Annotated in this window: 12 protein-coding genes; all 12 read right to left on the bottom strand. The window is 28.9% G+C overall.

Translation table 11 applies throughout. The features are described 5' to 3' along the window. Positions 1–51 precede the first annotated feature (51 nt). On the bottom strand, positions 52–1,494 hold the full coding sequence (locus QP548_RS00255) for an Rne/Rng family ribonuclease (protein WP_061429069.1): 1,443 nt from the start codon (positions 1,492–1,494) through the stop codon (positions 52–54). A 16-nt stretch (positions 1,495–1,510) separates the two neighbouring features. Further along, the gene (locus QP548_RS00250; protein ID WP_003455013.1) at positions 1,511–2,212 is read right to left on the bottom strand and encodes a TIGR03936 family radical SAM-associated protein; all 702 of its coding nucleotides are present in this window, start codon (positions 2,210–2,212) and stop codon (positions 1,511–1,513) included. After that, complete coding sequence (locus tag QP548_RS00245; protein ID WP_004457875.1) at positions 2,196–4,049, bottom strand: TIGR03960 family B12-binding radical SAM protein; 1,854 nt, start codon at positions 4,047–4,049, stop codon at positions 2,196–2,198. Before QP548_RS00245 ends, QP548_RS00250 begins: the two co-directional genes overlap by 17 nt. Positions 4,050–4,180: 131 nt before the next feature. Further along, positions 4,181–5,035: a site-2 protease family protein gene (locus tag QP548_RS00240; RefSeq protein WP_061429070.1), complete on the bottom strand. Its 855-nt coding sequence runs from the start codon at positions 5,033–5,035 to the stop codon at positions 4,181–4,183. Further along, the gene (locus QP548_RS00235) at positions 5,032–5,874 is read right to left on the bottom strand and encodes a peptidoglycan DD-metalloendopeptidase family protein (protein WP_061429071.1); all 843 of its coding nucleotides are present in this window, start codon (positions 5,872–5,874) and stop codon (positions 5,032–5,034) included. The genes QP548_RS00240 and QP548_RS00235 overlap by 4 nt, the downstream gene beginning before the upstream one ends. A gap of 151 nt (positions 5,875–6,025) precedes the next feature. After that, a complete protein-coding gene (gene rodA / locus QP548_RS00230; protein WP_003454998.1) occupies positions 6,026–7,150 on the bottom strand; it encodes a rod shape-determining protein RodA in 1,125 nt (374 codons plus the stop codon). Positions 7,151–7,298: 148 nt separating this feature from the next. Continuing rightward, entirely contained in the window at positions 7,299–7,571 is a 273-nt protein-coding gene (gene minE, locus QP548_RS00225) for a cell division topological specificity factor MinE (RefSeq protein WP_003452508.1), read from the bottom strand. A gap of 10 nt (positions 7,572–7,581) precedes the next feature. Then, on the bottom strand, positions 7,582–8,379 hold the full coding sequence (minD, locus tag QP548_RS00220; protein ID WP_003452408.1) for a septum site-determining protein MinD: 798 nt from the start codon (positions 8,377–8,379) through the stop codon (positions 7,582–7,584). Positions 8,380–8,407: 28 nt separating this feature from the next. Next, a complete protein-coding gene (gene minC / locus QP548_RS00215) occupies positions 8,408–9,043 on the bottom strand; it encodes a septum site-determining protein MinC (RefSeq protein WP_003452463.1) in 636 nt (211 codons plus the stop codon). A 246-nt stretch (positions 9,044–9,289) separates the two neighbouring features. Further along, positions 9,290–12,361, bottom strand: a complete 3,072-nt coding sequence (locus tag QP548_RS00210) for a penicillin-binding transpeptidase domain-containing protein (RefSeq protein WP_061429072.1) — start codon at positions 12,359–12,361, stop codon at positions 9,290–9,292. Positions 12,362–12,369: 8 nt separating this feature from the next. After that, complete coding sequence (gene mreD / locus QP548_RS00205; RefSeq protein ID WP_003452267.1) at positions 12,370–12,867, bottom strand: rod shape-determining protein MreD; 498 nt, start codon at positions 12,865–12,867, stop codon at positions 12,370–12,372. Between the two features lie 15 nt (positions 12,868–12,882). Then, positions 12,883–13,734 (bottom strand): rod shape-determining protein MreC, encoded by an 852-nt coding sequence (gene mreC / locus QP548_RS00200; RefSeq protein ID WP_061429073.1) that lies wholly within the window; start codon positions 13,732–13,734, stop codon positions 12,883–12,885. Positions 13,735–13,736: the final 2 nt, after the last annotated feature.

Raw genomic sequence — 13,736 nt, 5'->3', positions numbered from 1 at the left:
CGGTTTACAAAAGCCATTCTATCATAGCCAAAGCCTTTTGTAAAGCTAAATTTAATATTTTTCGATATTCTTCACCAAATACTCTTTTACGCTTTCTATTTGATTTTTAAAGATCAATGGTTCTACTTTATAAAAGTCTTTAGATTCTTGAAAATTCAAGTAAATATTTAAATCTAATGCTCCAATTTCTTTTAAAAACTCAAAAATATTTCCTCTAATATCTTTTTCATAAATAGAGTTTATTTCTATATGGAAATCTTTTATCTTTCCTTCTCCATTTTTCTTCAAAATCTCATTTCTTAAAAGAAGATTTATATAAGATAACTTTAATCTCTTTCCATGACCATTACATGCTGAACAATTTTCTTCTATATATTCATAAATACTTTTTCCTTTTCTATATCTTGTTATTTGTACTAACCCAAGTTCTGTAAAAGGAAAAATTTTAGCTCTTTGGCTATCACTTTTAAATTCATCTTTTAATATTTCTAATATTTTTTTCTTGTTTTCCTGTGAATACATATCTATAAAATCAACTAATATTATTCCACCTAAATTTCTAATTTTAATTTGTCTAGCAATTTCTATTGCCGCATTTTTATTAGTTTCATAGGCAGTTTTTTCTTTATTTTTATGATTTGTATTCTTACCTGAATTAACATCTATAACATACATAGCCTCTGTTTTTTCTATAACTATGTCTCCACCACAATTTAAATTAACTCTATTATTTCTAAGGCTAAGAATTTCTTTTTCGATACCATAATAATCAAAAAGACTTCTAGCATCATCATAAAGAATTACTTTTAAATATTCAGAATTAGAAATACTATCTTTTATTCTTTCGTAATCTTCTATAGAATCAACAATTATTGAAGAAGTATAAGCATCAATGTCATCTCTAATTATCTTATTAATAAGGTCTCCTTTACCCAATAATCTTTTTGGATTTAAGGAGAATTTACCTTCTCTAATAACCTCTTTATAGTTTCTATATAGTTCTTCTATTTCTTCTTGAATCTCAAAAATACTAGCTGATTGGGCTTTTGTCCTAACAGTAACCCCTAATTCACTTGGTTTTATCAATGAATTTTCAAGTTCTTTTTTAAACTCTAGATTTTCTATCTTTCTTGAAATTGAAATATCATTTCTTGAAGTTTCTAAGACGCAATATCTTCCTGCTAAAGATATTTTTGAAGTAACTTTTGCCCCTTTACTTCCAAATTGCTCTTTTAATACCTCAACAACTATTCCATCTCCTTGTTTAAGATCTTTCTCATCTTCTCCAAGTATCATATAGGCCTGTTTACTATACCCAATATCTATAAAGGCACTCTTTATTCCTGGAACTACTCTTTTCACTATACCTTTATATATCTCTCCTTGAACAGGTTCTAGACTCTCTTCTTCTATATAGCACTCACTTAAAAGATTATTTTTCTTTATGGCAACCCTTAATAAATTTTCTCTTCTTTCTACGTATATATCTCTCATGAATTCACTTCCTAATTTAGATGTATTTATATAGAGGAACTAATGTATCCCCTTTGTATGCATACATCTCAACTCTTTTTATTTCTACGAAAGCTTCTTCATTAACATTTGATGTATTTTCTTTTATAACATTTGCTAAAAGATCTGCTGAAAGATTTTCTCTACTTCCACAGCTTATAGTTGTATTTACAATTAAATAATTGTCCTTAGTCCAACATTTAAAATCTTTTATAAATGGTTTTATATCAGCTTCTTTTTCGCCTTTTTTAGTTCTTTTTATTGTTATTATTTCTTTTTGAGCCATTAAAGCATTAACTTCTTCTTCAGCCTTAGAAATATCATTATATCTTATTTTTATTGTATAATTTGCAGCATCTAAAAGAGCCATAGCTGCTGGTAATCTCTTAACATTGTGTATAACTGGACTCTTTGAAACTTCTAAAAATCTAATACCATTTGCTGAGAATTCATTTAACTTTTCTTTTACTGCCTCTTCATTCATATCTTCAGTTAAATTTAAGTCTAAATAATCTCCCTCAGAATATACACCAACTGATAAAGGTTGTGCTATTGCTAAGGCCATATGAGGGTTAAATCCTTTTGAATATTCAACTGGAAGCTCAGCTCTTCTTACTATTCTTTGAATTGTTCTCATTAAATCTAAGTGAGAAACAAATTTTATATCTGCATCTTTAGTAAATTTAATTAAGTATCGCACCTTCAAAACACTCCCCATCTTTAAAGTTTACATTTACTCCACAACCTGTACATCCTTTTCTACAGTTTTGAGTAGGTTCACCAGTTTTAGCTTTTTCATTTTCTCTTTCAAGATATTTTCTTGTTACTCCAATATCTATGAAATCCCATGGTAAAATTTCATCGTAGCTTCTTTGTCTGTAAACATAGAAATCTCCATCTACATTACACTCAGCTAAAGCTTCTTGCCATAATTCAAAGTCAAAGTATTCTGACCATCCGTCGAATTTAGCACCTTTTTCATAAGCTTTTATTAATACATCACAAAGTCTTCTATCTCCTCTAGCTAAAACAGCTTCCATATATGATGTTTTTTGCTCATGATAGTTGTAAACTATGCTTCTTGATTTTATAGCACCCTTAACAGCATTGATTTTCTCAGTTACAATGTCCATTTTTTCCATTGGTGCCCATTGGAATGGTGTAAATGGTTTTGGTACAAGAATAGAAGTACTTACAGTAATTCTAAGTCCTTTATTTCTTATATGTTTAGGTACAGCAAAGTATTGATCAGCTATTTTCTCTGCTAATAATCCTATTTCTGCAGCATCCTCAACTGTTTCATAAGGAACTCCAAGTATAAAGTATAATTTTATTGTACTCCAACCTGATTCAAAAGCATTTTTAGCTGCTTCTAATATTCTTTCCTCTGATAACCCTTTATTTATAACATCTCTCATTCTTTGAGAACCAGCCTCTGGTGCAAAAGTTAACCCAGTTTTTCTAACCTTTTGAATTTCTTTTAATAGATCAACTGAGAAAGCATCTACTCTTATTGATGGTAAGGCAACACTTACATTATTCTTTCCGTGCTCTTCTATAAGATCTTTTACTAATCCTTGAATATCAGAATAATCACAAGTACTTAGTGAAACTAATGAAACCTCATCATATCCTGTAGCTTTAAGCATTTTTCTAGCTTGATCTAATAAAGTTTTTCTGCTCTTTTCTCTAACTGGTCTGTATATCATTCCAGCTTGACAGAATCTACATCCATTAGTACATCCTCTAAATAATTCTAAAACAACTCTGTCATGAACTATTTCACTATAAGGTACTATTAAACTTTCTGGGAAATCAACTTGGTCAAAGTTATTTATGATTCTCTTTTTAACCTTTTTAGGTACATCATCGTACTTAGGTATAAATTCTTTTATTGTTCCGTCTTCGTTGTATGTAACATCATATAATGATGGAATATAAACACTTGGAATATGACTAGCTTCTCTTAAATAAGCTTCCTTGTTAAAGTTATCTTTATGTTTTTGATAAAGATCTAAAAGATCATTTAATCCTTCTTCACCTTCACCTAATTGGAATATGTCAACTATATCATATAAAGGCTCTGGATTATATGCACAAGGTCCACCAGCTATTACTAAAGGATCCTTCTCTGTTCTTTCTGATGCTCTAAGTGGAATTCCACCCATGTTTAGCATATTTAATATATTTGTATAACTCATTTCGTATTGAAGAGTAAATGCTAAAAAGTTGAATTCATTTATAGGATCTTTAGTTTCTAAAGCGTATAAAGGAATATTATTTTCTCTCATAAGCTTTTCCATGTCTGGCCATGGAGCATATACTCTTTCACAATATGTATCTTTTCTTTGATTTAAAACATGATATAAAATTCTTGATCCTAAGTGAGACATCCCTACTTCATAAACATCTGGAAAGCAAAATCCAAATCTTATATCAACTTCTTTTGGGTCTTTTATCACTTCATTAAGTTCTCCACCTACATATCTAGATGGCTTCTCAACTCTATATAAAATATCATCAGTTATTCTTACCATTTAGTTTCCTCCTACATTTTTATAAAATATTAAAGCTAATATCTATAATAAAAAGAGAAGTATACCTCTTTATACTTCTCTCATATTAACAATTTCTATTCTATCACAAAGAATAATTATAACCAATATATTTATTCTTTTCTATACTTAATGTAATATTCTCTTAAATTAATGTTTCCAATTGTCTTTAGAGTCTCTATTATTTCATTTTCTCTTAAGACATAAAGCAAATTCATTTCTTCATCTAAAACATAAAATATATTAAATCTATTTTTATCAATAATTCTAAGAAGATTAACCATATCTTGTTCACAATATACAGAAGTTACTCTACTGTCTATGTATTTCTTATTAATTAATCGTTCTCTCTTTTTAGTTATATCACCCATAATTATATACATTACCTTTCTTCTCTCATTATAACTTAAATAGATTATAAATATTCCTGCTAATATACTAGTTATATTTATTTCACCTAAAATCACAACTCCTAATATAGACAACAAAATAAATGCTATTCCAAATGAATAGCTTATTTTGATTAATATATTATTGACATCCTTAAAAATCATCTTCTCCTCTAATATTGCCCCCAATATTTTCCCTCCATCTAAGGGATAGGTAGGAAGCAAATTAAAAATAAATAGGACTAAATTTATTTCATAGGTAGAATAAATATATTCACTTTTAAAAATTAATTTATAAATGCAGAAAAAAATTATGGCAACAATTCCATTTAAAATAGGACCTGCAAAGCATACTATTAATTTTTCTCTTGAGCTTAAATCTTCATAATCTTTTATCTCTAGTCTAGCTCCTAGAATATGAAGTTTAAATTTCTCTGACTCTATATTTAATTTTAATAAAACAAAATAATGAGCTAATTCATGTATTATAATCCAAAAAAAAGCTAAAGCTAAGTTAAATTTAAATCCTAAAATAAAAAATGTAACAAGCTGTATAATTATCTTTTTATCGATTTTCACTGCTTATCTCCTAAAAACCTCATGCTTTCTTCTGGATTAACATACTCATTTTTAAATAATACCTGAATTATTACACCTTTTACTTTTTCATTCTCAGATGAAATACCTATTTTATCTCCCTCTTCTATACTGTCTCCTTCTTTTTTTACCACCTCTTCTAAATTGTGATATAAAACTTCTAAGTCATCATAATAATTCATCTTCACAGTATATGTTCCATTTTCATTTTTCACTTCACTTATGGTTCCTTTTAAAAGACTTTTCACCTCACCCCTTGAACCACTTAAATAAAGATTTTTTTCCTTTAAATTATTATTTTCCAAAGTTTTGACTTCTCCATTAAAAGGAATTACTTTACTTTCCTTTAAAAAGTCTATAGATTCCTTCTCAATAACCTGAAAATTATTAAAAGCACTTACTTCTCCACTATTTTCAGATACCTTTTCTTCACTAGCTTGTTTAGGTTCTTTTTTTAAATTAGAATTCTCTAAATTAAAACCATCCTTTATTCCACTACTAATAGTAGCTACTATTTTACTTTCATTTAAATCTAAGTTTTTATAGTATCCATCAGTTGATATTACCTCTTTAAATTTTCTACTTAATCCTACTAAAAATTCATTTTCTACTTGTCCCATTAAAAAAAAGCTAGAAAAAATAAAAAATCCTAAAATTGATGAGAAAACAACTTCCTTAATTACGTATTTTCCCAAACTATCTTTCTCTCTTCTCTTATAAGAGCCTTTAGCTTTGAAATTCACTTCATGATTAGGAGAAGTTTTTCTTGTCTTATTTATTTTTCTATAATACTTCTCATATTCTTTGTTATAGCTACCCATTTTTTCTTCTCCTTTCTAGAAATCTTTAATTATACTTAATATATATTTTTTTTATGCATCTTATAGAACTTTTATTACAAAGTGAAATATAATAGATATAAAAAAAATAAAAGTATTAAAATCATTATTGATCTTAATACTTTTATTCTTATTAGAATTTTAACTTTTTCTTTCTCATAGATATGTTTAAAACCAAGGCTATACTCACTATAGTTGTAAGCAATGAACTTCCTCCATAGCTTACTAATGGTAATGTTATTCCTGTTATAGGCATTATACCTATTGTCATTCCTATATTTTGTAATATAGCAAATATAAAATAAGAGGCAAATCCAACACATATTATGGAGCCAAATATATCCTTAGAGGTTTTGGCCGTCATTATTATTCTATATATCATTATTGCGTATAATAATAATAGTACCATTCCTCCTACTGTTCCCCAATGTTCACCTATTACAGCGAATATAAAGTCTGTTTGCCTTTCTGGTACGAATTCTGAGGAATAACCACCAACTTCTCCATTTAAATCTAACCCAGTTCCAAAGAATCCTCCAGATCCAATCCCTATTTTTGATTGAGTTAATTGAAGATTTATACCTAATTCATCTCCATCAGGGTTTAAGAATCCAACAAGTCTATCCTTTTGATAGTCTTTTATAAGCCCTGAATTCCAAACTAAGGCTATTGCCACTATTATTGATAAAAGCCCTGCACCTATTACTTTCATATCTAATCCTGCTGCAAAGAATATACCAAGTGCTATGAAAAATGAAACCATAGTCATACCCATGTCAGGTTGTACAACTATAAATATCATTGGTATTATTGCATACATGGCAACCTTAATAAAATTTCTAAAGTCATTTATTCTTAAATCAACTTGTTCCATCTTCTTGGCCAGCATAAGTATCATGGCCGTTTTGGCCAGTTCCGAGGGCTGAATACTTACAGGACCTAATACAATCCATCCTCTAGCACCATTTATTACACTTCCTGCAAATCTGGTTATTATAAGTAGAACTATGGATCCCCAATAGAATATCTCAACATAATTATAAATTATGTTATAATTCCAAAGTAATATTATGTACAATGCAGCCATTGATATTATAAACCATATTAACTGTTTCTTAGCGAAAAAAAATCCTCTTTGAGACTTTGTACCTAAGTATATGTTTAATATTCCAAACAGTACTATTAATATCATAGATACTAAAAGCTTATAATCAATTTCTCTTCTTAGTTTACTATCTAGTTTTAGTCTACTAAGCATTATAGTACCTCCATAAATTTTATTTATTTAACATAACTATTTATATAATACTTTATTTTTACCTATTTTCAATTACAAAATTCTGAACTTTTTAAAAGACTAATAAAAAGCTATCTCAAAAAATTTGAAATAGCTTATATTTTTAAAATTATCTAGCTTTACCTTTTATATTTTTTATTGGTATATTTGCTACTAAAGATGGTGACTCTCCTTCTATTGGATTTGATTTTGTAACAGTTATGTCAACATCCTCATTTTCAATCTCTACATATTTAGAAAGCACATCTAATATTTCAAGTCTTATTTTATCTAAAACTTCATCTGATAGTTCCCCTCTATCATGGATTAAAATAACCTTTAATCTATCCTTAGCAACTTGTTTCGGCGTAGGTCTACTAGAAAAAACATTTAAAAAACTCATTTTCTCTCACCTACCCTCTTCTAAACAACTTTAATATAGAACTAAATATTCCTTGATGTTCTGTGTTTAAATCCATTATTGGAACATCTTCTCCTATTATTCTTCTACCTATATTTCTAAATGCTTGTCCTGCACTTGCTTTTTCATCTAGTACTATAGGCTCTCCTTTATTAGTAGAAACTGTTATATTTCTATCATCTGGAACAACTCCTAAAAGTTTTACAGAAAGAGTTTCTATAATATCTGAAATGTCTAGCATATCACCTTTTTTAGTCATTTCATAATTTAATCTATTTACTATAACCTCATGATTTTCTAATCCCTTAGCATCAAGTTTTCCAATAACCCTATCAGCGTCTCTTACAGAAGTTATTTCTGGATTAACTACTACGATAGCTCTATCTGCCCCAACTATGGCATTTTCAAATCCTTGCTCTATACCAGCTGGGCAATCTAAAATTACATAATCAAACTCTTCTTTTAATTCATTTACTAATCTTAACATTTGCTCAGGACTTATATCATTTTTATCCTTAGTTTGAGCAGTAGGTAATAAGTATAAATTGTTAAATCTCTTATCTCTTATTAAAGCTTGCTTAGTTCTACATCTATTTTCAATTACATCAATTACTGTATAAACAATTCTATTTTCTAATCCCATTAACACATCTAAGTTTCTTAGACCTGTATCTCCATCAACAACGACTACCTTTTTCCCTTGTGCCGCTAAAGCTGTTCCAATGTTAGCTGTAGTAGTTGTTTTTCCAACTCCACCTTTTCCTGATGTTATTACTATCGATACTCCCATTACTTTCCCTCCATTAAATTATGTAATATTAATAAGAATATTTATCCGGTAAATAAGGCTCTACAATTATATTATTTTCATTCAATCTAGCCACCTCCGGATATCCTGTTTTCTCAAAATCATCCGGTGATATTGTTATTTTACCTGATATAGAAATTAATTCTGGTTCTAAAGAATAGGCCGCTATTATGGCATTTTCATTTCCATTATCTCCTGCAAAAACCTTTCCTTTTAAGTCACCTAGCACAATTACATTTCCATGTGCTCTAACTTCTCCCCCATTATTAACATCACCAATTATTATCAAATTACCTGCGTAATTTAAACATTGACCACTTCTAACAGTTTTTCTTACAAATTTTGTTCTTCCCTCATAAACTCCCGAAAAAACACTACTTTGCTTTTCTAATCGTTCTTCAAATATACAATCCTTTATAAGTATCTCATCAAAAAGTACATCTTTTAACTTTGATATTTGTCTTTCATTTATATATTTTAAATCAGTAGTTACAGTTAAAGTAGCCCCTTTATAAAACTTTTTTCCTCTACTTAACTTCTCTACTAAAGAATCAAGCATTTCATCAAAATTACCAAACTTGTCCATATTTATTATGGCATTTATTCCTAGTTTATTTCCTTTTATAAAAATTCTATCATCACGCATAGTAAATTACTATCCTCCAAGTATCCAACCCCTTTTATTCTTAAGGTAAATTATACATTAAATTAATTCTCACTTTATATTATATAAAGTATTTTTAATTTATAAAAGGACTTTATGAAATAAAGTAGTAAAATTTTGAAAAAATCAATCGTATTTTAAAAACCTATTTATAATTTGTTTAATTATTTCATTAAAATAGTAATAATAATTTAAAAACCCACAGAAATTAATTCTGTAGGTTTTATATTAATGAGCTTTATTTTCATCTACTTTAGTTTTATCATTTTGATTATTGTTATCTTGATTATTATTTTGAGATTTATCATCCTCTTTTTTATTTTCAGAATTATTAGTTGTTGACTCTTCAACTGGTTTTCCTGAAGAATCTAATTCTGCATTTTCTACCTTACTATTTATATTTGAATCCTTGATAGCTTCTAAAGGTGGATTCAATGAATAATCATAGGTATTTAAATCAAGATTTTTAGGCTTATAATCAGGATAATCTTTCTTTAACTCTTCTCTAAAGTAAGTTTCATAAATAGTTCTTGCTATAAATGATCCATAATATCCATGACCACCATCATAAAGAACTGTTGCCACAGCAATCTTAGGATTATCTAGTGGAGCAAAGGAAATATAAACTCCGTAGTCTGTTCTTCCATAATCTGATTGATCATTTCTGAAAGTAGCAGTACCAGTTTTACCTCCTGTTACAATAGGGAATCCAGACATTATAGACCCTGCTGACCCATTAGCATTAACTCTTCTCATACCTTCTTTAACAGCATCTAAAGTAGCTTTTGACATATCAACCTTATTTAAAACTTCTGGTTTAAATTCTTCTACTAAGTTTCCTTGAGCATCAGTTATTTTATCAACTAAATGTGTTTTATATCTTGTTCCTCCATTTGCTAAGGTTGCCACATAACTTGCTAGCTGTACTGGAGTAAAGTTACTTATACTCTGTCCTATAGCAGAGTCAGTAAGGTTTCTTGGTGAAACTATTTGGTAAGCAATATCTCCAACAACCCAAGCAACTGTTTTTTGAACTGTTAAGTTTATTGCCTTATCAACTTTTTCATCTTCATCCTTACCTTTTATTCCATTAAAGTTTTTAATACTTTCTTGATAGGCAGAATCTAAATTATATAAAGTTTTAAAATCCTTTTTTAAAGACTCACTTAAAGCTTTTTCATCAATAGTATTTCCATCTCCAAGCTTATTTAGAGAATTCTCTATATCTTTTTTTATAGATTCCTTAGCCGCTGCTAACTCTTTAGAATCCCTATCATTAACCCCTATATTCACCTGTGGGAAATCAGGTGAAGAAGAATTAACAAAGGTTCCTTTTTCAAGAGAATCAACTAAGGTAAATCTCATAAGAGCTATTGTTTGATTTTTAAAAGATTCAAAATTATAAACCTGACCAAAATTTTCAGATATTTCAATTCCTGTTGAAGCCTTTTTATCTGAATTTGGATCAACACCTAATCCAAACTGCCATGCATATTTTGCAATAGAATCTAAAGCTTCCGTACTACTCTTCTTATATCTTCCATCTCCATATGGATCTCCACCATTTTTATAATACATCTTTACAGCAGAGTCAAAATAATATGTATTTGATGAATGCTGTAATGCAGTATATAAATCTGCATATCCTGTATAGTTCTTATCTCTTGGCCAGTTTGCAGGATTTTTACCAAATATCTCTGGATATGTTTGACCAAAGTTTTGTCCATTAGCATAAACTGTTGAACTTGGAGTTATAACCTTATCCTCTAAGGCAGCAACACTGGTAACAGGTTTAAATGTAGATCCTGGCGGAATCATACCTAAAGTAGCATAGTTATAGAATCTCTTTGGATAAAGGTCATATAAATCTTCCCTTAATCCAGTTTTTGAATTTTTAGGGAAAAGATCATCTACTGTTTTATTTAAAGCATTTCTAGCTATAAACTGTTGTGCAAAGGCTTCGTAGTCTGGTTGGAAGTATTCCTTTGCCACAACTGGATCTAACTCTCCCTTAGCAAACTCATTTGGATTAAATCCTGGATAACTTACTAAAGCTAAAACCTTTCCTGTATCTACTTCTATAGCTACCGCTGCTCCTCTTGTTGCGTTCTTAGTATTTACACCTGAATCCCATGTATTCCTTGTTTGAAGAAAATCTAAAAGATATTTCATTGAAGTTTCTGCTGAATATTGAATATCCTTATCTATAGTTAAATGTACATTATTTCCTGGGTAAGATTCTAAGTCATAAAGTTCCTCTTTTTTTCTACCAGAAGAGTTTACCTTAACTGTAGTTCCTCCCTTAACACCTTTTAGTTCATTTTCAAAGGCTGCTTCTATACCAGCTTTTCCTATTAAATCAGTAGAAGCATCATATCCTCTTGCTTCATACTTAGCTTTTTGATCTCCATTTATAGAAGCTACATATCCTAAGAATGAAGAACCTAACTCATTATATGGATAGTATCTCATTGGCTCTATGCTTACATCTATCCCTGGTAAATCATTAAGTCTTTGATAGAATATAAATGCAGTTTCTTTGTTTATGTCCTTAGCTATTGTAACTGGTTTATATCCTGAGAAACTTTGCATTTTCATAGCATTTTTAACAAGCATATATCCTCTTATATCTTGAAGAGAATATTTCTTTAACAATATATCTGTTATCTCTTTTGGTTCCATATTTTTATATGACTTAGCCTCTTCCTCTGTAGGATTTAAAACGTCATATAATTGATATTCCTTTACTAAGAAATTAAAAGCCTCATCTGGAGTAATCTTTAGAAGTTCTTTATCTATTTGATCTTCTTCCTCAGCAGTTAAATCTCCTTCTTTATTCTTAAAAAGAACATTTTTAACCTTATCACCCATTCCAATATCTTTTAAAAGTCTTAGTTTTTCAGTATCACCTGAAACATCAAAATAAAGTTCTCCATTTTCATTAATTCTAATCTTAAAATTATCTAATATACTTTGATTATTTTCTTTTAAAATAGAATAAACTTTATCTATAGTAGTATAAAAGTTTTTCTTAGATTCATCTGTTTCAGTAAATGTTAATGTGTATGTTTGTCTATTAGTAGCTAAAATGTCCCCATTTGAATCATAAATTTTACCTCTTGGAGCCTGTTCTGATAGAAATCTCATAGATCTAGTATCAGCTCTTTGTTTAAATTCTTCATAATTAAATACTTGAAGATAAACTAATCTTGCTACTATAGATACAAATACTATTATCATTATTCCTATGAGAATTTTATATCTATCTATAGGCGTTTTTCCATTTATTGAACTTCTCATGTAACCACCTATTTTTCACTTATTTTCCATTCTCTTTTCATAAGATCTCTGTTGCATAATTTATAAACCCAATTATACATAAAGAATCCTATAACTACGTTATAAAGTACCATAATCCAAAAGCTTAATAAGTTTATTCTTATATTAATTAAATTTAATATAAATGCCACTACAAAAAACTTTATTATGGTAAGTAAACCTACTGATAGTACTGGAATTGTTTTTTTATGCTTAAATACACTTTCCCCAATATACGCAGCTATTAAGCACACTAACATATTTACTAACATATTTACCCCAAAGACATTTACAAAATAAACATCTTGAAGGAAACCTGATAAAACTCCTATAAATACCGCTTCCCAATACCCACTCATAAGAGCATATAGTACAGCAAAGGTGAATAATAAACTAGGATAAACACCTTTTATAGAGAAAAAAGGTACCAGAGTATTATCTACTATAAATAGTAAAAGACATATTAATATTAGTATTAATCTTTTCACTTTACTCCCTCTTTTCTAATACTTAACTATACCATCTCTCTCTGATGGTGGTACAACTACAAATAATTCTTGTAAATTATTGAAGTCAACATATGTTTTTAATATAGCGGTTTTCATAACTTTAACATCATCTGATTGTACTGATGTTACTTCACCAATTCTTATTCCTTTAGGATAATATCCTCCAAGCCCTGAAGTAACTACTGTCTCACCCTCTTTTATTGTAGAATTCATAGGTAAGTTAGTTATCTCTGCTTGCATCTCACTACCATTTCTATATCCTTTAACTATTCCGTCTCCTGAATTGCTATCTCCTTCAATAGTTGCCGCAACAGCTACGTTTTCATTTAATAAAGTCTGTATTTTTGACCAGTTTGAGTGAACTTCTGTTACAACTCCTACTAATCCATCTGGAGAAATCACTATGTAATCTTTTTTAATCCCTTCACTTGATCCTTTATCAATAGTGTAACCTTCTACAAAGCTATTTCCACTTTTTCCTATTATGTTTGTACCGATATATTTATATTGATTATTTTCCTTAGAAAAATCAACTATTCCTCTTAAAACATCATTTTGACGCTTTAACTCATTGTATTCAACTAATTGATTTTCTAATTCTAAATTTTTCTTTTTTAAATCATTATTTTCATTCTTAACATCTGAAAAGTTATAGAAGAAATCAAAGACATCATGAACTTTATCACTTATTGTGTATACAACCTTCTGCACAGGGTTTAAAACAGTACCAACTCCACCTGAAATTGGATTTTTAGAATCACTCTTAACAGTAAATATAATTATTCCTAAAAAGGCAACTGACAGTACTATAACAGTTACTGCCAGTTTATTCTTGAAGAATTTCATAT

The sequence above is a fragment of the Clostridium sp. UMB9555A genome (assembly GCF_030222355.1).
Classification (GTDB): domain Bacteria; phylum Bacillota; class Clostridia; order Clostridiales; family Clostridiaceae; genus Sarcina; species Sarcina perfringens.
Note: the sequence above shows the minus strand (reverse complement) of the source record. Positions and strands in the feature narration are given on the sequence as shown.